This is a genomic window from Ruegeria sp. AP12 (genome assembly GCF_056540025.1).
In genome coordinates, this window is record NZ_JBQFVZ010000001.1 from 386,383 (window position 1) to 409,461 (window position 23,079).

Genomic DNA, 23,079 nt, shown 5'->3' on the forward strand with positions numbered 1-23,079 from the left:
TGAACGCCCGGTTGCGGGTTATGTGTGTTCGGGTGATTTGGCAGGAGGATGTGCTTGTGTCAAGGGAGGAAGCGAGGGGCCAGCCCCTCGCGCTCCCCGAGATATTTTTGGCCAGATGAAGTTGGATCCGGGAATTGTGGATGGCTCTGTGTCGTGCATGATGTGGGGAGCAGTAATGAGAGGGTTTCATGGCAGCGACGAATTTTCTGGAGACGGCGCAGGGGCGGCGGTTGGCTTATCACAAGAGTGAGGGGGCGGGGCCGACCATCGTTTTTCTGGGCGGGCTGAAATCGGATATGGAAGGCACCAAGGCGGTGCATCTTGAAGCCTGGGCGCAGGCGCGGGGGCAGGCTTTTTTGCGGTTCGACTATTCGGGGCACGGAGAGAGTTCCGGGGCGTTTACCGATGGCTGCATCGGGGATTGGCATGAGGATACACTGGCCGCTGTTGCGGCTTTGACCGAAGGGCCGTTGATCGTTGTCGGTTCATCCATGGGCGGGTGGCAGGCGCTGTTGCTGGCGCGGGCGAACCCCGAGCGGATTGCAGGCCTGGTCACAATCGCGGCCGCACCGGACTTTACCGAGGATGGGTATTGGGCCTCGTTCACTGACGCGCAGAAGGCGGCATTGGAGGAGGTTGGCCATGTCGAACTGCCCTCGGACTATATGGAGCCTTACATTATCACCAAACGGATGATCGAGGACGGGCGGCAGCGATTGGTGCTGCGGTCGGCCTTGAACCTGCCATTCCCGGTGCGGTGCTTGCAGGGAACGGCGGATACGGCGGTGTCCACGGAAACCGCTGTGCGTCTGCTTGAGCACGCGACCAGCCCGGATATGCGTCTGTTGCTGGTCAAAGATGCGGATCATCGGTTCTCGGACGGTCCGTGTTTGGGGCTGATCGAACAAGCGGTTCTTGACGTGATGGGGGAGGGCTGATGCGGCGTTTTGGATGGATTCTCGGGCGCCTGCTGTTGGCGCTGATTGTCGTGGGTGGTCTGATTTATTGGTTCGGGCCGCGGGAAGAGGTGAACCTTCACCCAAGCTTTGATCCGCGCAAGTTCGGCGAGGGCGTTCAGGTCTATTTCGAAAGCACCGAAGCGGCCTATGACGATATTGTTCCGGGCGTCGAAAAGCGTGTGATCTGGCAGGATGGCTTCAACGAGCAGCGCACGCCCTATTCGGTGCTGTATGTGCATGGATTCTCGGCCAGTTCCGAGGAAATCCGGCCCGTTCCCGACAGGGTCGCCGACGCGCTGGGGGCCAATCTGGTCTATACCCGCCTGCAAGGCCATGGGCGCGATGGGTCTGCGATGGGCGATGCAACCGCCTCGGGGTGGATGCAGGACATGGCAGAGGGGTTGGCCGCCGCGCGGGCCGTGGGGGACAAGGTGATCGTCATGTCAACCTCGACCGGGGGCACACTGGCTGCGGCTGCTGCGCTTGATCCCGAGCTGAGTGCGGATGTCGTTGGCATGGTGTTTGTGTCGCCCAACTTCGGCGTCAACACCCCTGCGGCCTTTATCCCCGGCCTGCCTTGGGCGCGGGAGTGGTTGCCGGTTCTGATGGGGGAGGAACGTGATGTATCCGGCCCGGATCCGGAAAAGAACAAATACTGGTCTTCGGTCTATCCGTGGGAGGCCGTGGTGCCCATGACAGTTCTGGTCGAAACGGTCTATGCGCTTGATTTCTCGGGCGCTCTGGTCCCGGCGCTGTTCTGGTTCTCGGATGACGATCAGGTCGTTCGCCCCGATCGGACCCATAAGGTGGCCGAGGCCTGGGGTGCTCCGGCAACGGTTGAGTTGGTCACGATGGGACCGGGGGATGATCCGATGTCCCATGTCATCTCCGGCCGTTTGATGTCACCCGGGCAGACAGACCCAACGGTTGCCGGTATTCTGGATTGGTTGAAAGGGTTGGGGGTGCAATAGCCGCCCTTGCCGTTTCCGATCGGAGCCGATGATGCGTAAACCGGCCAGTATGTGGAGCCTTGAGACGCTGGGCCGTGTGCGCCTGTCGCGGCATTTCTTCATGCGGGACTTTCTGTATTCCGAGATTGGCAATTTTCACGAACGCCAGAACATCCCCGACAACCCGGATCTGGCGATTGAGACCGGGCGCGCCTTTTGCCAGACGCTGCTCGACCCGCTAGAGGAAACCTTTGGCCGAATAGCAGTGCGGTCCGGTTATCGGTCGCCGTCGCTGAACCAATTCGGCAATGAAAACAAACTGAACTGCGCACGCAATGACAACCCTTTGGAATGTCACATCTGGGATCGCGACGAGGGCGCGGCGCGGATTGCCGGGGCCTCGATTGTGATCCCGTGGTTCACCGACCAATACGAACAGGGGCGCGATTGGCGCGATCTGGCGTGGTGGATGCATGATCATCTGGACTATTCCGAGATCTGGTTCTTCCCCAAACTCTGCGCTTTCAACCTCGTCTGGCGACCTGCGCCGATACGTCGGATCGACAGCTATATCGCGCCGCGCGGATGCCTGCTGCGGCCCGGAGCCGAGCCTGAGGAAACACTGGCAGCCCGGCAGGCCCGATATGCTGATTTTCCCAGTTTTCTCGGCATCACCTACCCGTGAAGTTTCGCTTGCCCGGTCGCGGCAAAACTCTCATTCTGGGGGAAAACGAAGGGGTTCGGATATCCGAACTGATGGAGGCCCCGCGTGATCGAGCCGCTGGTGTTGTTACCTGGTTTTATGTGTGACGCTCGACTGTTTCGCCCGCAGATCGACGTGCTGTCGCGCGAACGGGCCGTGACTGTTGCCCCCATTTCACTGGGAGAGCGGGTCGAAGAAATTGCATCGAGCCTATTGGATCAGTTGCCGCATCGGTTTGCGCTGGCGGGGCTTGCCTTGGGCGGTGTGGTTGCGTTGGAAATAATGCGGCGCGCACCGGATCGGGTGTCGCGGCTGTGTCTGATCTCGACCGATGCGCAGGCCGACACGCCGCAAATCGCGGCTGCACGCGAAGACCTGATCATCGGGGCGCAGGCGGGGCGGCTGGACGAGGTAATGCGCAAGGTCGTGGGCTCGGACGCGCTGGCGCCGGGGCCGCAACGGATCCCGATCCTGAACGATCTGCTTGCGATGGCGGGTGATCTGGGCCCCGAGGTTTTTGTGCGGCAGATGCGTGCCTTGCAAAGGCGACCGGACCAGCAAGGCACCCTGTGCCGGATCAAAGCGCCCAGTCTGGTCTTGGGGGGAAAGCATGACACGCTGACCCCTGCGCGCAAACTCGGCTTTATGGCAGACATGATCCCGAACGCAGATTTGCACCTGTTGGACAATGCAGGGCATTTGCCGACGTTAGAGGCACCGGGCGTTGTGACCAATGCGATGCAAAGCTGGCTTCAGGTGCCGTCCAGACCCCGCTACGGGTAAAGCGCGTCGCGTTCGGATTTGTCGATCAGTTTGGGGGGCACCACAGGTTCGCCTGTCGCCGGGTCGAAAAACGGAGTTTTCTTCCAACTGCCGGACAGACGGGATTTGGCAACACGTCGAACCAAGCCGATGATGGCCGGGCCAAGCCCCTCGTGCTTTTGCTTGCCGTTGGGCTGGGGAATGAACCCGCGCGTTGTGATCGGACCAAGGGCCGAGTTATCGGCGATCCGGGCGGCAATCACACCGGCAAATGGGAATTTTGGTCCGCGTGGTGTGGTCGCAAGCGGCGCGTTGCAGCATTGGGCATACCAGCGCAACATGCCACTGGGGCTGAGTTTCATTGCCGCCAGATGTTCATGGCCCGTTTCGATCACAAACTCTTCGGGGGCGATCTGGAAAACCTCAACCGGACCGGGGGCTGGGTCGGGCTGACCGAAATACAACTGGGCCGCGCGGCAATCATGGCAGAAGCACTCGGCATGCGTGGCGAGGCGCGCACCGTCACGCGTGATGCGGCCCGTCAGCTTGCCGCACTGGCAGGAAAAGGCGAGATCGGTTGTGTCGCTCTCGCCCATGTCAATCACGCGACCTTGTTTCTGTTCGCGGCGCGGCGCTGTGGTTTGCGGCTGTTTTCATTCATGAAATCAATCACAAGCGGGCGAATGTTGTCGCGCCAGCTGCGCCCCGCAAAGATGCCATAATGGCCGGCGCCGGGCTCGACATGGCTGGCCTTTTTGCTGTCCGGCAAGCCGGTGCAAAGGTCCAGCGCCGCGATGCACTGACCGGGGGCCGAGATGTCATCATTTGCGCCTTCGACGGTTTTCACGGCAACATTGGTGATCTTGCTCATATCGACCTTGTGACCGGCCACAACAAATTCGTTGCGCGCAATCTCGCGATTTTTGAAGACACGCTCGACCGTGGACAGATAGAATTCGGCGGTCATGTCCATGACGGCCAGATATTCATCGTAAAAGCGGTTATGCGCGTCGTGGTCCGAGGCCTCATCCCGGATCACCCGCTGGATCTGGTCCGAAAAGGCTTTGGAGTGTCGCTCGGCATTCATCGACATGAACGACGCAAGTTGCAGCAGGCCCGGATAGACCATGCGACCGACGCCCTTGTACTTGAACCCGACCCGCTGGATCATGGTTTCTTCCAACTGACCCATTGTCACCCTGCGGCCGAAATCCGTGACATCGGTGGGCGTTGCATCCGGATCGACAGGCCCGCCAATCAGGGTCAGAGTGCTGGGCTGCGCCTTCGGTTCCAGCTCGGCCAGATAGGCCGTTGCGGCCAGCGTCAGCGGCGCGGGCTGGCAAACAGCGACGACATGGGTGTCGGGCCCCAGCTCTTTCATAAAATCGACAAGGTAGAGGGTGTAATCCTCGACATCGAACTTGCCTGCAGACACGGGAATGTCACGCGCGTTATGCCAATCGGTGATGTAGACCTCACAATTGACCAACAGACTTTTGACCGTGGAACGCAGCAATGTTGCATAGTGACCGGACATCGGCGCAACCAGAAGGACCTTCCGCTGTTGCTTTTCCCGCCCGTTTACCTTGAAATGGATGAGATCGCCAAAAGGGCGTTCCAGAACAGTGGTAATGTCGACAAGATGATCTTTGCCGTCCTCGCAGGTGAATGTACGGATCCCCCAGTCAGGTTTCACGACCATGCGCTGGAAGGTCCGCTCGGTCACCTCGCCCCAGGCGGCCATCCAGCTGAAGGCCGGGTTCGGAACCATCGCAAACAGGGGGTAAGAGGCCATCGCGCTGGCGGTAGAACCAAGCCATTGGTTCGTGTTGCGCATGGTCTCCATCAGGTCGTAGGTCATCATATAGCGCATGGAAGCTGCCTCCGGCGTGTAAGGCTAATAGTTTTGGACCATTCGCCGCTTTGCCCCCCGACACCCACGACGTTATTCTGCATAGCAGCGAGGTTAGGGGGATATTGTTAAAATGACAACAAGTGAAGACCAAATGCCTGACGTGACTGAAGAACATATTGAACGCCTTAAAGAAAATATGGACAAGGTCGAGACGCTGTCCAAGCGCCTGATCGAAATTATGGCGACAAAGAAGACCCATACCCCCGCTTTGGATGGTCCGAATCAAGAGCTTTTCGCAAGAGCAGCAACAGCCTACTGGGCCGAGGCGTGGCAAAATCCCGCCAAGCTGCTGGAACAGCAAATCGAATATTGGGGAAAATCGGTTCTGAACTTCGCCGAGGCGCAGCAGGCACTGGCCACGGGTGAGGTCGATGACGAGGAAAATGCGCCCGGAGACAAGCGTTTCTCGAACCCTATGTGGGAAACCAACCCCTATTTTCGCCTGATCCGCCAGCAATATCAGACAAACGCGCAGGCTATTGCGCAGGCTGTCGCCTCGGTCGACGATCTGGGCGACAAGGACAAGCGGCGGTTGCAGTACTTCTCGCAACAGATTGTCGACATGATGGCCCCGACCAATTTTCTGGCGACAAATCCTGACGCTTTGCAGAAGGCCGTCGAAACAGAAGGGCAGTCGCTGGTTCAGGGGCTCGAAAACCTCGTCTCGGATCTGGAGGCCAATGATGGCGAGTTGGTCGTAAAGTTGGCCGACGAGAACGCGTTTGAAGTTGGCGGCAATCTGGCCACCACACCGGGCGAAGTGGTCTATCGCAACCGCATGATGGAGCTGATCCAGTACAAGCCTACGACTGAGACGGTTTACGAAACGCCCGTGGTGCTGTTCCCGCCCTGGATCAACAAGTTCTATATCCTGGACCTGAAGGCGCAGAACAGCCTGATCAAGTGGATCACGGAACGGGGCTATACGCTGTTTGTCGTCAGCTGGGTCAACCCGGATGAAAGCTATGCCGAAACCGGCATGGAAGATTACATTCAGGACGGCTTTCTGACGGCGATCGAAGAGGCCAAGAAGATCTGCAAGGTCAAACAGGTCAACGCAATCGGCTATTGCATCGCCGGCACAACGCTGAGCCTGACGCTGTCCCTGTTGAAACAGCGCGGTGACAAATCGGTAAAGTCCGCCACGCTGTTCACGGCCCTGACCGATTTCTCGGATCAGGGGGAATTCACCCCGTTCCTGCAAAACGACTTCATCGACGGGATCGAGGAAGAAGTGAACAAAGAGGGCGTTCTGCGGTCCTGGATCATGGCGCGCACGATGTCCTTTCTGCGATCCCGGGATCTGGTCTATGGACCTGCCATTCGCAGCTACATGATGGGCGAGATGCCCCCGGCCTTCGATCTGCTGTATTGGAACGGGGACGGTGCGAACCTTCCGGCAAAGATGGCCGTCGATTATCTGCGCGGCCTGTGCCAGCGGAACGAGTTTGCGGGCGACGGGATCGAATTGCTGGGCCATAAGCTGAAGGTCAGCGACGTCGACGTTCCGCTGATGGCGATCACGTGCGAGACCGATCACATTGCCGCCTGGAAAGATTGCTATCGCGGCGTGCAGAAAATGGGCTCACGCTCGAAGACATTTGTGGTCTCGGAATCTGGTCACATTGCGGGCATCGTCAATCCGCCCAGCAAGAAGAAATACGGCCATTACACCAACCCCGAGATGAAGGTGGATTCCGACACCTGGTTGAAAGAGGCGGATTTCCACGAAGGGTCCTGGTGGCCGATGTGGGAGGCATGGCTGAAAAAGCGGTCCGGCAAGCAGGTACCGGCGCGTGACACGGGCGATTCGGATCATCCCGCCCTTGCACCGGCCCCTGGAACCTACGTTGTGGCCAATCCAAACGCCTGATTTCATTTTGAAACTAAAATTTTCTGCATTGCAGCAAAAAATACTTGCAATGCTGCAATGCAGAAACCATATTGTCCTCAAGCTGATGAAAGCCGGGGTGGGCCCGGTTCGGCAAAAAGGATTAGGACAATGGCAAAGACCCAAGACTTTACCGCGATCATGAAAGACGTCATGGGCGCATTTCCGGTAGACACCACCGCAATGGAAGGTGCCTTCAAATCGACCGCAGCCCTGAACGAAAAGCTGTCGGGCGTTGCACTGGACGCGGCTGAGAAATCGGCCGAGATCTCGAACAAATGGACCAAGGACACCCTGGCCAAGCTGAGCGAGATGTCCAAAGCAAAGGCAGAGCCTGCTGACTACGCCAAAGCGGCAACCGACTTCGCAAGCGCGTCGGCTGAAGTTGCAGCTGAAAACCTGGCCGCTTTCGCAGAAATCGCGAAAAAAGTTCAGACCGAAACCGTCGAGCTGCTGATGGCCGCTGGCAAAGACGCTGCTGAAGAAGCAACCGCAGCTGTCAAGAAAGCCACCAACGACGTGACGACTGCTGCAAAGAAAGCAGCCGCCGCCAAGTAAGAACGGCCGCGACAGGCACCTTATCCTCCCTACAGGTGCAATCGCGTTGGGCAGGTCCATTGACCTGCCCTTTCTTTTTGTGCTGCAGTCGCATAACCTGCGCTGCAACGCATCATCCTTGGGGAGGGTACAAGGTGTCGGACCAAGAAAAACCGCTATTGATCAAGCGCTACGCCAGCCGTCGGCTGTATAACACTGAGACCAGCGATTACGTGACGCTCGAAGACATTGCGGGGTTCATTCGGGACGGGCGCGAAGTTCAGATCATCGACCTGAAAACCGGCGACGACCTGACCCGTCAATATCTACTACAAATCATCGCAGAACATGAAAGCCGGGGCGAGAATGTGCTGCCGGTCAATGTGCTGAACGATCTCGTGCGCAGCTATATGGTGCCGGGCGGGGGTATGATGCCTCAGTTCCTGCAAAGCTCGTTCGAGATGCTGCGCGAAAGCCAAAGCAAGATGATGGAAAACATGAACGCCATGAATCCGATGTCGCAGATGCCCGGGTTCGACGCGTTGCAGGCGCAGCAGCAGGCGTTTCTGAAAGCCATGACCGGTGGTCTGTCCGGCGGCTGGTCCGGACCGGACAAGGAAGAAGAAAAGCCTGAGGCCAAGGAAGATCTGGACGATATCAAAAAGCAACTGGCCGAGCTGCAGAACAAGCTGTCCAAGTTGAACTGATACCACTATCAGAAAAAGCAAGGCCCGCATCGCGCGGGCCTTTTTCGTGTCAGGTGCCGTACACCGGAACCGGGCCCGTCACCTCACCGACCGAGGCCAGCAGGATGTCGGCGATCACATCCAACTCCTCGCGCGTCAGGCGGACGGGAAGGCGCACATCGCAGGCTTTCATCAGCATGTCGCGGGTCTGGGGCAGATCGAATGTTTCGGGCAGGAACTGCCAGTTCCAGAAGGCGCGGGCGTTGTTCTCGCTCAGACCAAAAACCTGAACCTTGACGCCGCGCGCGTCCGAGGCGGCGGCAAAGGCGCGGATCTCGTCCTCATCCAACCCGACCAGATTGAACTGGATCGAATCCGGCGCGCGACGTTCGGGCGCCAACGGGGCAGGGACGTTGATATACGGAGAACCGTTCAGGCGCTCGGCAACATAGTCATGGTTTGCCAGCCCATCTTTCACCCGACGCGCCAGTTCCGGCAGTTGCGGACGGATCACGGCGGCGCTGAGGTTGCTCATCCGCAAGTTATACAGCGGCAACTGGTTCTGCCAGCGGGCAAAGGCCTGCTCCAACTCGGGCGAGTTATCGCCGCGCGGGGTTTTGTGTTTCTTCCAGTTGCTCTCATACGCGCCGGACATGATCACGCAACGGGCCACCAGATCAGCATCGTCGGTGATCAGAATGCCGCCTTCACCTGCATTGATCATCTTGTAGGACTGGAACGAGAAGCAGCCGATCTTGCCGATGGTCCCGATGTTGCGACCGTGCCATGTGGTGCCCAGCGAATGGGCGGCGTCTTCGATCACCGGAATGTCGCGCGCGTCACACAGCTCCATGATCGCGTCCATATCCGAGGTGTGGCCGCGCATATGGCTGATGATGACGGCCTGCACATTGTCCAGCTTGGCTGTGAAATCAGCCATGTCGATGCGATAGTTCTCGGCCACTTCGCACAGAACCGGAATGCAATCTGCATGCACGACCGAGGAGGGCACCGCCGCAAAGGTGAAGCCCGGAATCAGCACCCGCGCATCGCGGGGCAGGCCCAGCGCCTTCAGCGACAGAAACAAAGCCGCCGAGCAGGACGAAACCGCCAAAGCGAATTTCGAGCCCAGAAGTTCGGCGAATTCCGCCTCCAGCAGCGCGACCGGCGCATCCTGTGGTGCGGTATAACGAAACAGGTCGCCTGATTGCATCAGGGCATCGATGGCATCTCGTGCAGCGGCGGGGATGGGTTCGGCGTCGTGGACGTTGGGGGGCAGCGTCATATTTGGATTTCCCGAATTCTAACTTTCGTTTATTTAAATCAAGCGCACAGCCCGTGCCAAGCCCCCAATCGCCGGATCGGCAAAATTTCACCAAACTGTCGCAATGGAAAATGGGGTCAGATGCCCAGCCGGTCCCGCATCGCATACCAGGTCATCGCCAGCACCAGCAGCGGGCTGCGCAGGGCGGGGCCACCGGGGAAAGGCAAGGCGGGTACGCGGGCCAATGTATCGAACCCTTCGGCCTGTCCCTGAATGGCCAGAGCCATCAGTTGACCCGCATGAGTCGCAGTCCCGACCCCGTGGCCGGAATAGCCGGAGGCTGACAAAATATTGGGCGCAACCCGCGCAAGATACGGCATCCGGCGCATCGTAATCGCAAGCGTGCCGCCCCAGGCAAAATCGATTTTGACGTCCCGGAGATGCGGGAAAATCTCGGTCATCGGTTTGCGCACCGTCGAGGCGATGTCGGACGGAAACCGATACCCATAGCTTTCACCGCCGCCAAACAACAACCGCCCATCCGCGCTGAGGCGGAAGTAATTCACCACAAATTTCGTATCCGCAACGGCAACGTCCTGAGTGAGCACGCGCGCGGCGTCGTCCCCCAACGGCTCGGTCGCGGCGATGAAGTTGTTGATCGGCATAACCCGCGCGGCCACCTTCTGGTTCAACGCACCGAGATAGCCGTTACAGGCCAGAATGACGTTCCGGGCGCGAACAGCGCCATGCTGGGTGCGGACCAAGGCGGGGTCGCCTTCGTCGATCCCCAGAACCTCGGTGCCTTCAAAAACGCGCGCGCCTGCCATATGCGCCGCCTTTGCCAGCCCAAGCGCATAGTTCAACGGATGCAGATGCGCCGCGCCCCTGTCCAGATAGCCGCCTTTGTAGGTGGGTGAAGGGCACAGCGCATGCCCCGCCTCTTCGTCCAGCAACTCGATCTGGTCATAGCCATACCGGTCCGACAAATGGGCAGCGTGGTCATGCAGGTCGTTCTGTTCCGCAACTGACAGCCCAAGCCCCGCAACGCCGGGTTTCAGGTCGCAATCAATTTTGTGCTTCGTGATCAGGGACTTGACCAGATCCTTCGCGTCTTCGGCCAGATCCCACAGCTTGGCGGCATCGTCCAGCCCGACCAGCCGTTCCAGATCTTCCTGATCCACCCGCTGCGCGCTGCCCAACTGCCCGCCATTGCGGCCTGAGGCTCCGAACCCGACACGGTGCGCCTCAAGCAGCACTACATCCATCCCGGCTTCGGCCAGATGCAGTGCGGCCGACAACCCAGTATAGCCGCCGCCAACGATACATACATCGGCGCGGGCCTCGCCCTCAAACGCCGGGAACGGCTCCAACGGATTGGCAGTCGCGGCGTACCAGCTTGCCGGATACTCGGCCTTGCGGTCATTGGAGTAGAGCAGATTCATCTTCTTCTCGTTCCAAATACGGATATCCCGAACGCCTCAACAGGCTCAGACGTTCAGCAAAAGATGCTCACGCTCCCAGGGGGAGATCACCTGCAGGAACTCCTCATATTCGGCCCGCTTCACGATGCCGTAGACGCGGGCAAATTCGGGGCCCAGAATGTCATGCAACGCGGTGGCTTCGTCGAACAGATCCAGCGCGTTGCCCATGACCTGGGGGATATCGCCGTCGCCTTCATACGCGTCGCCATAGAACTGACGACGGGGGCGTTCCTGTTGGATCAGCCCCAGATACCCGCAGGCCAGCGACAAAGCGATGCCCAGATACGGGTTGCAATCCATCCCGGCGATGCGGTTCTCGATGCGCCGCGCCTCGGGGCCCGACAGGGGCACGCGAATGCCGGTGGTGCGGTTGTCCCGCGCCCACTCCAGATTGATCGGCGCAGCGTGATCTTTGACGTAGCGGCGATAGGAATTCACGTAAGGCGCCATCACCGCCAGACCAGCGGGCAAATGGCTCTGCAGCCCTGCGATGAAGTGATAAAACGCATCCGTCTCGCCACCTTGCGGGCCGGAAAAGATGTTCTGACCGGTCTCGATATCCGTGATCGAGTGATGGATGTGCATGGCCGAGCCGGGCTCATCCTCAATCGGTTTTGCCATGAAGGTGGCGAAACAGTTGTGACGCAGGGCGGCCTCGCGGATCAGGCGTTTGAAGTAAAACACCTCATCGGCCAGCTTGACCGGATTGCCGTGGCGCAGGTTGATCTCCAGCTGTCCCGCGCCGCCTTCCTGAGTGATGCCGTCGATCTCGAACCCCTGATGCTCCGCGAAATCATAGATGTCGTCGATCACCGGGCCGAATTCATCCACCGCAGTCATGGAATAGGCCTGCCGGGCGGCAGCCGGACGTCCAGACCGGCCCATCATCGGCTCGATTGATTGGGCGGGGTCGACATTGCGGGCGACCAGAAAGAATTCCATCTCGGGCGCGACGACAGGTTTCCAGCCTTTGTCGTGATACATCTGCACAACGCGTTTCAACACGTTGCGGGGGCTGTAGGGGATGGGCTCTCCGTCCCTGTCATAGGCGTCGTGGATCACTTGCAAGGTCCAGTCACCGGTCCAGGGTGCGGCAGATGCGGTCGTGAAATCCGGCTTCAGGATCATGTCCCGTTCGATGAACCCGTCCTCGCCCGCAGCCTCACCCCAGCCGCCCGTGATGGTCTGGTAGAAGATACTGTCGGGCAGGTGGAAATAGGATTGGCGGGCAAATTTCGAGGCCGGAACGGCCTTGCCCCGCGCGATACCGGGCAGGTCCGAGATGATGCATTCCACTTCGTCCAGCCGGTGCCCGTCGATATAGTTCTGCGCGGCCTGCGGTAAGTCGTCTGTCCAATCGGCCATCAGGCCCTCGCTTTCTTCAGGAAATCTGCCATGACCTGCGCGATCCGGGCGTTGTGATCCGGCGCGGTTTGCCGGTTTGCGGCGGCTTGCATCAGATCATCGGGCACCACGCCCTTGCCGCGTGTGCGCATCAGGCCCGAAACGAAGGCGTTGGTGAACTCGGGGTGGGCCTGAACCGTCCAGATCTGATCGCCATAGCGCAGCATCGCATTCTGGCAGAAGTCGTTGTGCCCGGTGACCTCGGCCCCGTCCGGCACAGCGACAACCTGATCCTGATGCCAGGCGTTCAACCAGACTTTTTCGCCGTCATAGTCATATTCTGTGCGCCCCACGGCCCAGCCGCCATCGAATTTCCGGACGGTTCCACCCAAGGCCTGCGCGATGATCTGGTGGCCGAAACACACGCCCACAAGCGGTTTACCACTTTGATGGATTTCGCGGATCAGCGCCTCAAGCCGGGGGATCCACGGCAGATCTTCATACGCGCCATGGCGCGAGCCGGTGATCAGCCAGCCCTCGGCATCCTCTGCACCGGTCGGGAAGATTCCATCAACGACGGGGTAGCTTTCAAAATCCAGCCCGTGCCCGTCTAGCAGGTCGGGAAAGAGTGAATCGTAATCCCCGAATGTATCCCGAAGCGCATCAGGGGTGTGGCCGGTCTGTAGAATGCCGATTTTCATAAGTCACCAAATTTGATCAAATTCAGAAATACCCGAGTCCCACTCGGCGGGCAAGGGGTCAGACTGCTTCGAGGTAACTCAGCCAGTGCTGATCTTCGGGACGGTCCGCAAAGCGCGCGATTTCCTGCCGCTTGGTCATTGCCATGTTGCGGATCAGTTCGGCCGGGAACAGGCGCGTCATCAGCGGGTCCGTTTCGAACGCGTCGATGGCTGCCGCCCAACTGTCTGCCAGTTGCGGCAAGCCGTCAATCTCGTATGCGTTTCCGGTGATCGGGGCGGGGGGCGTCAGGCCGTCTTCAATCCCCAGCAGCGCCGCGCCAAGGACAGCGGTCAGCATCAGGTAAGGGTTGATGTCGCCCCCGGCCACACGGTGTTCGATCCGCCGTGCCGCCGGGGCACCGCCCGGAATGCGAATGGCTGCGGTTCTGTTTTCATAGGCCCAGCTTGCCCCCGTCGGGGCATGCGCGCTGGGCACAAGCCGGGTGTAGGAGTTCCCGTGCGGCGCAAAAATCAGGGTGCTGGCGGGCATGGCGGCAAGGCATCCGGCGACTGCAGCGCGCAGCAGATCGGTGCCTTGGGGTCCGCCATCGTCAAAGATGTTCTGGCCGTTCTGATCGAGGACTGAGAAATGCACATGCATCCCATTTCCGGCGTCATCAGCGTAAGGCTTTGACATGAAGGTCGCGGCAAACCCGTGTTTGCGCGCCAATCCGCGTGTCAAACCCTTGAAAAGCCATGTATCATCGGCGCAACGCATGGCGTCCTGATGGTTCAGGTTGATTTCGAACTGGCCGATCCCGCTTTCGGAAATGGCGGTCTGCGCAGGAATGCCCATTGCCGCGCAACCGTCGTAGAGGTCATTGAAGAACGCCTCGAACGCGTCCATTTCGGCGACGGACAGCACCGCCTCATCTGCCAGACGGTGACCTGTCACCGGGTTGATCGGCGGCTGAGGCTGAGGGCCTGAGGCGTCCAGCAACGTGAATTCCAACTCGGTCGCGGCGACCACGGACCAGCCGCGCTGCGCATAGCGCGACAGGATAGCCCCCAGCGCATGGCGCGGGTCGCCCGCAAAGGGTGCGCCGTCATCGTCATAAAGGCTCATGGGCACCAGGGCCGTTTCGGCGTTCAACCACGGGACCGGAACCGCGCCGCGTTCAGTTGGCAGCAACACGCCATCGGCGTCGCCGGTTTCAAACACCAGCGGGCTGCCTTCGATATCCGCGCCCCACAGGTCGACATTCAGTGCGGAAAACGGCATCCGAACCGCGCCTTTGGGCAGCTTGTCCGCATAGGCAGGTGGCACGCGCTTACCCCGCATCTGCCCGTTGAGATCACAGGCCGCGACGCGGAAATTGTGAAGGGCATTCAGGTCCATTGGGGCCTCCGTTCCTCGGGTTATCCGAGATGTATCGAAGGCATGTGCCCTTGTCACGAAATTTGATCAAATTTTTTCCGGCTAGAAAATTACAAGACCGCGCCGAGTCAGAACGACCCGGCGCGGCGTATTGCGGATCAGGCGAAGCTGACCCCGTTTTCAGCCATCGGAAGCTCGGCCACCAGATTGCCCGACATTGCGCGAATAGCGTTCGCCAGGGCAGGGGCCGAGGGCGGCGTTCCGGGTTCACCCACGCCAGTTGGTGCTTCGGCAGACGGCACGATATGGACGTCGATCGCGGCAATATCGCCAATCCTCAGCGGCTCGTAATCGGGGAAGTTGAACTGATCCACCGCTCCGCTGGTCAAGGTGATCTGGTCGCGCATGACGTGCCCGATCCCGTATCCGATGCCACCTTCCATCTGGGCGCGGACAACATCCGGGTTCACGGCAATACCGCAATCGACAGCACAGGTGACCTTTTCGATCTTGATACCGCTGTCCGGATCGCCCGAAACCTCGACCACTTCGGCCGCGTAAGACCCGAAGGACTTGTGGACTGCAATCCCTTGGGACCGACCCTCTGGCGCGTTGCCCCAACCCGCTTTTTCGGTCGCCAGCTTCAAGACGGCGGCCTTGCGCTGCTGGTCCGCGTTGCTGGTGTCGGACAGATGCGCCAAACGGAACTCGACCGGGTCGCGCCCTGCGGCTTCGGCCACCAGATCCATCATGGTTTCCATCGTGTAAGCGGTGTGGGTGTGACCCACCGAGCGCCACCACAGAACCGTGGTTGCCTTCGGCGTGTCCGTCAGACCCACCGCCATGCCGGGGATCGAATAGGGACTGTCTGAAACACCCTCGACCGAGCTGTGGTCGATGCCGTCATGCACCAGAACCGCCTCGAACGGAGTGCCTTTGATGACAGATTGACCTGCGATCTGGTGCTGCCAGCCGACGATGTTGCCGTCGGCGTCCAGACCCACACGAACCTTGTGACCAAAGGCAGGGCGGTAGTACCCGCTGCGAATGTCATCCTCGCGCGTCCAGACCAGCTTGACCGGGCGCGAGCGGTCGGTGACGACAAAGGCCAGCGCAGCCTCGACCTGATAATCCGCGTCCGGTGTTGCGCGGCGACCGAAAGACCCGCCTGCCAACATGGTTTTGATGTGGATCTTCTCGGGCGGCAGTTGGAAGATCTGCTGATAGGCCATATGCGGCCCGGTCGGCATCTGCGCGCCGTCATGCAGGACGATGTCACCCTCTGCCGTCTGCTCGATGGTGCAGTTCAGCGGCTCCATCGGTGCATGGGCCAGCAGCGGGAAGTAGAAGGTCTTTTCGACAACCTTGTCTGCCCCGTCGATGGCGGCTGCCACAGCGGCGACGTCAGCCTTGTTCACGTTATATGTGGGTGCTGCGTCCAGCGCCGCCATGATCTCGGCCTTGATCTGGTCCGAGTCGCGGGTTTCAGCGCCGGACATATCCCACTCGACCGCAAGCGCATCGCGTGCCTGAATCGCTGCCCAGGTGTTTTCTGCATACACGGCAACACCCGCCTGATTGGGCAGGACAGCAGCGTTGATATAGCCTTTGACGTCTTTCGACGCGCTGTCGTCAAAGCCAAGGGCGATGCCGCCCTTCGATTCCGGGCGCTTGATCATGGCGACCATCTGGTTGGGCAGGTGAACGTCCATGGCATACATCGCCTGACCGTTGCCCTTGATGGCCGAATCCTTGCGGCGAACGGCGTCATTGCCGATCAACCGGAACTCGGACGGGTCTTTCAGGCGGGGTTCAGCAGGGGCCTCCAACTGAGACGCAGCAGCCACGAATTCAGCGATGGGCGCCGACTTGTCGCCTGCCTTCACGATGCCTTCCTCGATGGTGATGCCCGACGCATCCACGCCCCAGCTTTGTGCGGCAGCGTTGATCAGCATCTCACGCGCCGCAGCCCCGGCCTGACGATATTGCAGCCACGAATTCGCCATCGCGGTGGACCCGCCGGTGCCCTGGAACGGGCCGAACAGAAGGTTGTTGTAGACATTCGGATCGGACGGGGCGAACTCGTATTCGATCTGGTCCATGGTCAGGCCGATTTCCTCGGCGATCAGCGTCGGCAGACCGGTTGCAGGGCCCTGACCTTTTTCAAAGTGCTTTACGATGGCCGTCACGGTGCCATCGGCATCGATTTTCACAAACGGGTTGAACGTCGCGGTCTCGGACGAGGCCGCCGCCAGCGCACCATCGGGTCGGGCACCAACCAGAAGCACGGCACCAGCGGCAGCAGCGCCTTTCAGAAATCCACGGCGAGAGGTGTTGATGGTCATGATCAGGCCTCCAGAATTTCGGATGCGCGCTGGATACCGGCGCGGATGCGTTGATAGGTGGCGCAGCGGCAGGCGTTGCCAGCCATGTAGTCGTCGATTTCTTCAACTGACGGTTTGGGGTTTTCAGACAGCAGCCCAACCGCAGACATCACCTGACCGGATTGGCAGTACCCGCATTGAACGACATCAAGTTCAACCCAGGCCTGTTGAACAGCAGCGCCGATTTTGTCATCGCCAATGGCTTCGATTGTGGTGATCTCGGCACCTTCGACATCTTCGACATAGGTTTGGCAGGACCGAACGGGTTCACCATCCAGATGCACGGTGCACGCGCCGCACGAGGCGACACCGCAACCAAATTTGGTTCCTGTCAGCTTCAGCTCATCACGGATCACCCACAAAAGGGGCGTGCCGGGTTCGGCGTCGACCGTGTGGGTCTGGCCGTTCAGTTTCAAAGTAAGGGTCATAGGGGGACTCTCCTGTTGGCTAATTACCTGAGTCGGTAAACTGGCGCGTTTACAAGTGGCATAATTTTCGCGACCTGTAAACTGGTGAGTTTACATAGGGTTTGACCCGCGCCGGTCAATGGGTCTATAGCTCGGGTATGAACGAATGCAGCGCCCCGAATGCGTCCAAATACGCACAGATCATTGATGCGGCCGTGGCCGAGTTTCTGGAAAAAGGGTTCGCCGCGGCCAGTATGGATCGCATTTCGGCCAAGGCCGAAGTGTCCAAGCGCACGCTGTATAAGTATTTCGAAAGCAAGGAGAACCTGTTCCGCTCTATCGTGGTGGAACTGTCAAACAGGTTCGCGGAAGTGGTCGAGATCAAGTACGAAAAGGGCCGCGATATACGCGCGCAACTGACCGAGCTTGCCTGGGCCGAAGGCCGCATTCTGATGCTGCCGGATGTGATCGCGATGTCGCGCATGGTGATAAGCGAAACCCTGCGCAACCCGTCCCTTGCGGTCGAGGCGCAGGGCAAGCTGGACAAAACAGCCGTGTTTTCGGACATGCTGCGCAATGCGGCAGAAGACGGGCAGTTAAAGATCGACAACCCCAATCAGGCCGGGAAAGAGTTTATCGGCTTGATCAAGGCCCGCGCCTTTTGGCCGATGCTGTTCAGCGGTTCGGTCCTGAGCCAATCTGAAATGGCCGAAACGATCGAGAACAGCGTCGATATGATGATCAGCCGCTACGGCATCGAGACCTGACACACACCGTGAACGACGGGCGCGTCCACCATTTGTGCCGGCGATAGGCCTTGAGAATTTAGTCTAAAAACAATGGATTGACGACCGTCGCATGCGTCCGGCACCTGATGGTTTGGAAAATTTCCACCACCGGGTAAGATGAAATTGCATCTGCTCAAAGGAAATTTCTAGTGCCTTGGGGTGATTTGGTCGAACTTCTGGGGGGCTCAGCCATCATTCTGGCTGTACTTGCCGTGTTCTGGAAGGGTGACGACTGCATATCGAAAGAGTTCAGGGATGATCTGGCCGCCTGGCTGATATTGCTTAAGCCACCCCCTGGAAACAGCCCCGTCGTTCAATCCGTTCTTGCGATGTTCGAGAAGTTCTTTGGGGAACGGCACTTGAGCTGGAAATGCCTTAGCAGATCGTTTGTTCTTTCAGCCGTTTTCTTTTTCTCGGTAGTCTTACTGATGCGACTTTTCCTTCCGGACAGTCGACAACCATTGGGCGACGAAGAAATAACTGCGTCAAACATATTCATGCTCCTATTGGCAGGATTGCTTTTCAACGGGATCGGAGACTATCCGGCGCTTTACGTCACCAGAAAGGTCTTGCAGCAGAGTTTAAAAAAATCGATGTCGCTAAGCTGGGCAATATTCTTCGATCTGGTGTTCACAGCCCTCATCATTTTTGTCATCATATTAGTAATCATATGGCTGTTCACTCAGGCCTTCGGCGCCACGTCGTCCGGTCTGCTAAAAACCGCTTTTGTCTTTCTCTATGGGTTTTTGGGCGCATTTGGCTTTGATGCTGACGGCATTGACAGCCCCTTGGGCTTTGCCGTTCTTTTTACAGCTTTCATCACCAGCTTTTGGCTCTGGGCAGCTGCGCTTGGAACGCTGCTGATCCGCTTGCTGGCCCGCTCTGGCCCGATCCTTTCCGCGCTGCAATATGCGCTGCCAATCGAAGAGAAGCCTATCCGGTCAATGGGAATCGTCGGCTTTCTGGTCTTTTTTGCCTACCTGCTGATCACAATAGCTCTGTGATCAGTTTGAATAGCGGCAAGTTGGGTGCGCCGAATTGAAACCCATCCAAAGCTATGGCTGAAAGATCTGGTTCGCGCACCGTTGAAGACCTGAAAGGTCGATAGTAATTCCAGACAAAGAAGTGCTAGACCGGACCAGCCGGGTTTCGACGGCAGGGGGGATGCAACTTGTACCCGGACCAAGACGGAGATTTGCTGTGACTGGCAAAGCAAAAACAGCAGCGCGTTTAAGCGTGGCACCGATGATGGACTGGACGGACCGCCATTGCCGGTATCTGCACCGGCTCCTTAGCCGTGAAACGCTGCTGTATACCGAGATGGTGACAGCCCCGGCACTGGTGCGGGGTGGGGCGCTGCATCTTCTCGAATACAGCCCTCAGGAACATCCGGTTGCTCTGCAACTTGGCGGCTCGGACCCGCAAGAGCTGGCGCAGGCGGCGCGGCTTGGGGCGGATGCGGGCTATGATGAGATCAACCTGAACTGCGGCTGCCCCTCGGACCGTGTGCAATCGGGAACCTTCGGGGCCGTGTTGATGCGAGAGCCGGCGCGCGTTGCCGACTGTGTCGCGGCGATGCGCGAGGCTGTGGATGTTGACGTTACGGTCAAATGCCGGATCGGGGTGGATGATCAGGAGCCGCAAGAGGTTCTGCCCGATTTTCTGACCCAAATCCGGGCTGCGGGCTGTGATCGGGTCACGATCCACGCGCGCAAGGCGTGGTTGCAGGGCCTCAGCCCCAAGGAAAACCGGGATATCCCGCCTCTCGACTATGATCTGGTGCATCGGATGAAGGCTGAATTTTCGGACATGCATGTCTCGATCAATGGGGGCATCACCTCATTGAACGAAGCGCGTGTGCATCTGGATGCCGGTTTGGATGGGGTCATGATCGGTCGGGCTGCCTATCATCAGCCCACGGATATTCTGGCCGAAGCGGATGTTCAGATTTACCAGACCGGAACGCCGTCAGACCCGATTGCAGTCGTTCAACAAATGGTGCCTTATGTCGAACGCCACCTTGCCAATGGTGGGCGTTTGCACCAGATCACGCGACATATGCTTGGCCTGTTTGCCGGGCGTCCGGGGGCCAGAGCATGGCGGCGGGCCTTGTCCGAAGGTGCGGTGCATGAAGGCGCCGGGCCCGAGGTGATGCTGCAAGCGCTGGACCGCGTCGCGCCCTTGGCCGAGGCCTGAACGAGTAACACCGGCCCGAGCCGGTATTTTTGGGGGAAAGATGCCCGAGACGATGTTGCTGGCCCAAATGCTGGGTCTTTTGCTTGTGATCGGTGCGTTTGCCGGGGTGCTGGCAGGGCTGTTGGGGGTCGGGGGTGGCATTGTTCTGGTACCCGCGTTCTTCTACGCCTTTCAGACGCTGGGCTATGGCGGTCCACAATTGATGCAGCTGTGTCTTGCCACGTCGTTGGCAACCATAATCGTGACGTCCATCCGTTCTGTTCTGGCCCATAACAAGAAGAGCGCGGTGGATTGGGACATCCTGCGCGGCTGGGGGCCGGGGATTGCTGTCGGTGCGATTGTCGGTGTTCTGGTGGCGTCGGCCCTGCGGACCGAGGCGCTGCAGGCCCTGTTTGGCGTTTTGGGTATGGTGATTGGTGCCTATCTGGGCCTTGGCAAATCCGAATGGCGCTTGGGCGATGCGATGCCAAAGGGCGTGAAACGTGCGGCGCTGTCGCCGTCGGTCGGGTTTCTGTCCGTGCTGATGGGCATCGGCGGTGGCAGCTTTGGTGTGCCGTTGATGAGCCTTTATAACACACCCATTCACCGCGCCGTCGCAACCGCTGCCGGGTTTGGCGTGATTATTGCCGTCCCATCGGTTCTGGGCTTCCTGTTCCTTGGCATCGCGGCCGAGCACCGACCGCCGCTGACGATCGGGGCCGTGAACCTTGTGGCCTTTGGAATTGTCGTGGCCATGACCATGATCACCGCGCCATGGGGGGTGAAGCTGGCCCACGCGATGGACCCGAAACCCCTGAAGCGGGTCTTTGCGGTGTTCCTGACGCTGGTTGCGCTGAACATGCTGCGCAAGGCGCTGGGATGGTAGATGACTTCTGGTCCAAGGGCTGGGTGAAGTTCCCCTATGATCCCTTGCTGGCGGCATGGGTCGCTCATGCACTTCCGGTGGCCCGACAGTCCATAGACGACCCGGTCTATGCCGAATGGCTGGATTGCGAAGGAACGTGGTTTGTGGGCGTGGATGCCTTGGCCAATGATGCGCAGGGCAGGGTCGGGCAATCGGGTCCTCTGACCGGGGTTGCGATGTCATTCATTCAGGATCACTACGGAAACCTGCCGCTTCATAGGGGGCAGGTCTCGGTCATCCATCCGGGCTATCCGCGTCCCCGGCGTGGGGAGAGTGAGGCCGCCGCGCGCTATCGCCGAAACCGGGATGCTGCGCATGTGGATGGGTTGCGCCCGATGGGTCCGGACCGCCGCCGCCGGGTTGATGAGCCTCACGCATGGATTTTGGGTATCCCGCTGACCGAGGCCAACGAAGACGCCGCCCCGATGGTGCTGTGGGAAGGCAGCCATAAGCTGCTGGGCGACATGTTCCGGGACGCTTTGGCCGGGCATCCAAGGGACGGTCTGCACAAGGTCGATATCACCGACGCCTATCAGGCCGCGCGGCGAGAGGTGTTCGAAACCTGTCCCCGGATCGCTTTACCCGCCAAACCGGGCGAGGCGTATCTGCTGCATCGCCATTGCCTGCACGGGGTTGCACCATGGGGCGACAGCGCCACCGCTGGCCCTGATGGTCGAATGATCGCCTATTTTCGCCCCGAGTTCACGGGGGGAGTGGCCGAATGGATCGAATCTCCGTAGTCTCCGCCCATTGATTTTTGGTGGAGAATTAGGGTCATGATTACAGTTCATAGAAATTCTGACGGCGCATTGATCGAAGTTGAACTGTCCGGTCAGGTCACCAGCACCGACTACTCTGAAACCCTTGTTCCCGCGATCGAGGCCGCATTGGCCGAACATGATACGGTCGGCCTGCTGGCCATCGTGCAGCCCGAATTCAAAGGGTATGACCTGGGGGCCGCGTGGTCGGACACCAAGCTGGGCCTGAGCCATTGGCGCGGCTTTGACCGGATTGGTGTGGTTGCCGATCAGGGATGGGTTCAGACCAGTGTCCGGCTGGCCGCCCCGATCCTTCCATGTCCTCTGCATGTATTCGAATTGGCCGAGCTAGAGGCCGCACGGCGCTGGATGCGGGAATCGCTGGGATCGATCCATGTCACCGATCTGGGTGGATCCTGCGTGCAACTGAGCCTTCTTGGAAAGCTGGACCCCGAGGAATATGCCAAGGCCGGGCGCGATCTGGACCTGCTTTTGCAGGATCGCGAGGGGTTCCGGCTGCTTATTGACCTGCGTGAATTTGACGGGTGGCAGGGATTGTCGGCATTGGCTGCGCATTTTCGTCTGGCCAGCGGCCATATCCGGATGCTGGATCGCGCGGCGATTGTCGGCAACAAGGCATGGCAGCAGATGGCGCAACGTGTCGCCAGTCACGTCCTTGGCACGCGCACGCAATTCTTCCCCTCGGAAGAGATCGAAAACGCCAAATCCTGGCTGTCTGCGGGCTGATTTCTGACCACATTTGATTCGAAAGCGGGCCCAACACCCGCAAAATGGCCTTTTGGGCCCTGAATATCGTCATTTTGTGACGTAAGGGAATTTGTTGGAATTTGTGGGGTTTAGTGTTTTCAACCTCAAAAACGAGGAAAATCTGAGTGTTTTCCCCGTAAAAATGAAGTTTGCATTGATTAGCTCAGCCTCGTTGCCGCGGGTTGCCACTCACATTCAGCTACGTTCTTGAGCCGACCCTCGGAGCTCGGACGCGACCCGCGGCGACATCGATTATTTAATTCACTACAGGATGCTCGAAATGACGTTCAGGACTGTCTTAAATAAAATCTTTTCCGGAAACGG

At 59.2% G+C, this 23,079-nt stretch carries 22 protein-coding genes; 13 read left to right on the plus strand and 9 right to left on the minus strand.

Annotated features, from left to right (window positions below; all coding sequences use genetic code 11):
* Positions 1–188: 188 nt before the first annotated feature.
* From ACR0E6_RS01950 to ACR0E6_RS01965, 4 genes are all read left to right on the plus strand, one after another.
* Entirely contained in the window at positions 189–938 is a 750-nt protein-coding gene (locus tag ACR0E6_RS01950) for an alpha/beta hydrolase (RefSeq protein WP_480580579.1), read from the plus strand.
* A complete protein-coding gene (locus ACR0E6_RS01955; RefSeq protein ID WP_480580581.1) occupies positions 938–1,930 on the plus strand; it encodes an alpha/beta hydrolase in 993 nt (330 codons plus the stop codon). The genes ACR0E6_RS01950 and ACR0E6_RS01955 overlap by 1 nt, the downstream gene beginning before the upstream one ends.
* Positions 1,931–1,979: 49 nt before the next feature.
* Positions 1,980–2,594 carry a hypothetical protein gene (locus ACR0E6_RS01960; RefSeq protein WP_480582192.1) on the plus strand — a complete coding sequence of 205 codons (615 nt, stop codon included), beginning with the start codon at positions 1,980–1,982 and terminating at the stop codon, positions 2,592–2,594.
* Between the two features lie 84 nt (positions 2,595–2,678).
* The gene (locus tag ACR0E6_RS01965) at positions 2,679–3,395 is read left to right on the plus strand and encodes an alpha/beta fold hydrolase (protein WP_480580583.1); all 717 of its coding nucleotides are present in this window, start codon (positions 2,679–2,681) and stop codon (positions 3,393–3,395) included.
* On the opposite strand, the gene ACR0E6_RS01970 is transcribed toward ACR0E6_RS01965, so the two are convergent.
* Both ACR0E6_RS01970 and phaZ read right to left on the minus strand, forming a co-directional pair.
* A complete protein-coding gene (locus ACR0E6_RS01970; RefSeq protein ID WP_480580585.1) occupies positions 3,386–3,970 on the minus strand; it encodes a DUF6151 family protein in 585 nt (194 codons plus the stop codon). The two genes, ACR0E6_RS01965 and ACR0E6_RS01970, sit on opposite strands and share 10 nt — an antisense overlap.
* Positions 3,971–3,975: 5 nt before the next feature.
* The gene (gene phaZ, locus ACR0E6_RS01975; protein WP_170628501.1) at positions 3,976–5,247 is read right to left on the minus strand and encodes a polyhydroxyalkanoate depolymerase; all 1,272 of its coding nucleotides are present in this window, start codon (positions 5,245–5,247) and stop codon (positions 3,976–3,978) included.
* Between the two features lie 112 nt (positions 5,248–5,359).
* Between phaZ and ACR0E6_RS01980 the strand changes: the two genes are divergently transcribed.
* The 3 genes from ACR0E6_RS01980 (at position 5,360) to phaR (ending at position 8,424) form a co-directional block, all read left to right on the plus strand.
* Complete coding sequence (locus ACR0E6_RS01980) at positions 5,360–7,162, plus strand: class I poly(R)-hydroxyalkanoic acid synthase (RefSeq protein WP_170519586.1); 1,803 nt, start codon at positions 5,360–5,362, stop codon at positions 7,160–7,162.
* Between the two features lie 129 nt (positions 7,163–7,291).
* Positions 7,292–7,738 (plus strand): phasin family protein, encoded by a 447-nt coding sequence (locus ACR0E6_RS01985; RefSeq protein ID WP_170449690.1) that lies wholly within the window; start codon positions 7,292–7,294, stop codon positions 7,736–7,738.
* A gap of 134 nt (positions 7,739–7,872) precedes the next feature.
* Entirely contained in the window at positions 7,873–8,424 is a 552-nt protein-coding gene (phaR, locus tag ACR0E6_RS01990) for a polyhydroxyalkanoate synthesis repressor PhaR (RefSeq protein ID WP_170449693.1), read from the plus strand.
* 49 nt (positions 8,425–8,473) lie between these two features.
* On the opposite strand, the gene ACR0E6_RS01995 is transcribed toward phaR, so the two are convergent.
* From ACR0E6_RS01995 to ACR0E6_RS02025, 7 genes are all read right to left on the minus strand, one after another.
* On the minus strand, positions 8,474–9,688 hold the full coding sequence (locus tag ACR0E6_RS01995) for a DegT/DnrJ/EryC1/StrS family aminotransferase (protein WP_480580588.1): 1,215 nt from the start codon (positions 9,686–9,688) through the stop codon (positions 8,474–8,476).
* Positions 9,689–9,804: 116 nt separating this feature from the next.
* Positions 9,805–11,109: an NAD(P)/FAD-dependent oxidoreductase gene (locus ACR0E6_RS02000; RefSeq protein WP_480580590.1), complete on the minus strand. Its 1,305-nt coding sequence runs from the start codon at positions 11,107–11,109 to the stop codon at positions 9,805–9,807.
* Between the two features lie 45 nt (positions 11,110–11,154).
* Positions 11,155–12,513: a glutamine synthetase family protein gene (locus tag ACR0E6_RS02005; protein ID WP_480580592.1), complete on the minus strand. Its 1,359-nt coding sequence runs from the start codon at positions 12,511–12,513 to the stop codon at positions 11,155–11,157.
* A complete protein-coding gene (locus ACR0E6_RS02010; protein ID WP_170519580.1) occupies positions 12,513–13,193 on the minus strand; it encodes a type 1 glutamine amidotransferase in 681 nt (226 codons plus the stop codon). The genes ACR0E6_RS02005 and ACR0E6_RS02010 overlap by 1 nt, the downstream gene beginning before the upstream one ends.
* Before the next feature lie 58 nt (positions 13,194–13,251).
* Positions 13,252–14,571: a glutamine synthetase family protein gene (locus ACR0E6_RS02015; RefSeq protein ID WP_480580594.1), complete on the minus strand. Its 1,320-nt coding sequence runs from the start codon at positions 14,569–14,571 to the stop codon at positions 13,252–13,254.
* Positions 14,572–14,708: 137 nt separating this feature from the next.
* A complete protein-coding gene (locus ACR0E6_RS02020) occupies positions 14,709–16,895 on the minus strand; it encodes a xanthine dehydrogenase family protein molybdopterin-binding subunit (RefSeq protein WP_170519574.1) in 2,187 nt (728 codons plus the stop codon).
* Between the two features lie 2 nt (positions 16,896–16,897).
* Positions 16,898–17,362 (minus strand): (2Fe-2S)-binding protein, encoded by a 465-nt coding sequence (locus ACR0E6_RS02025; RefSeq protein WP_170449709.1) that lies wholly within the window; start codon positions 17,360–17,362, stop codon positions 16,898–16,900.
* 101 nt (positions 17,363–17,463) lie between these two features.
* Between ACR0E6_RS02025 and ACR0E6_RS02030 the strand changes: the two genes are divergently transcribed.
* The 6 genes from ACR0E6_RS02030 to ACR0E6_RS02055 all read left to right on the plus strand — a co-directional run bounded on the left by ACR0E6_RS02030 (position 17,464) and on the right by ACR0E6_RS02055 (position 22,734).
* Positions 17,464–18,108 carry a TetR/AcrR family transcriptional regulator gene (locus tag ACR0E6_RS02030; RefSeq protein ID WP_480580596.1) on the plus strand — a complete coding sequence of 215 codons (645 nt, stop codon included), beginning with the start codon at positions 17,464–17,466 and terminating at the stop codon, positions 18,106–18,108.
* A gap of 170 nt (positions 18,109–18,278) precedes the next feature.
* A complete protein-coding gene (locus tag ACR0E6_RS02035; protein ID WP_480580598.1) occupies positions 18,279–19,133 on the plus strand; it encodes a hypothetical protein in 855 nt (284 codons plus the stop codon).
* Between the two features lie 160 nt (positions 19,134–19,293).
* A complete protein-coding gene (gene dusA, locus ACR0E6_RS02040) occupies positions 19,294–20,325 on the plus strand; it encodes a tRNA dihydrouridine(20/20a) synthase DusA (RefSeq protein ID WP_480580600.1) in 1,032 nt (343 codons plus the stop codon).
* Positions 20,326–20,365: 40 nt separating this feature from the next.
* Positions 20,366–21,190 carry a sulfite exporter TauE/SafE family protein gene (locus ACR0E6_RS02045; protein WP_170735166.1) on the plus strand — a complete coding sequence of 275 codons (825 nt, stop codon included), beginning with the start codon at positions 20,366–20,368 and terminating at the stop codon, positions 21,188–21,190.
* Complete coding sequence (locus ACR0E6_RS02050; RefSeq protein WP_170735164.1) at positions 21,184–21,969, plus strand: hypothetical protein; 786 nt, start codon at positions 21,184–21,186, stop codon at positions 21,967–21,969. The genes ACR0E6_RS02045 and ACR0E6_RS02050 overlap by 7 nt, the downstream gene beginning before the upstream one ends.
* 36 nt (positions 21,970–22,005) lie before the next feature.
* Positions 22,006–22,734 (plus strand): SpoIIAA family protein, encoded by a 729-nt coding sequence (locus ACR0E6_RS02055; protein ID WP_170449726.1) that lies wholly within the window; start codon positions 22,006–22,008, stop codon positions 22,732–22,734.
* Positions 22,735–23,079: the final 345 nt, after the last annotated feature.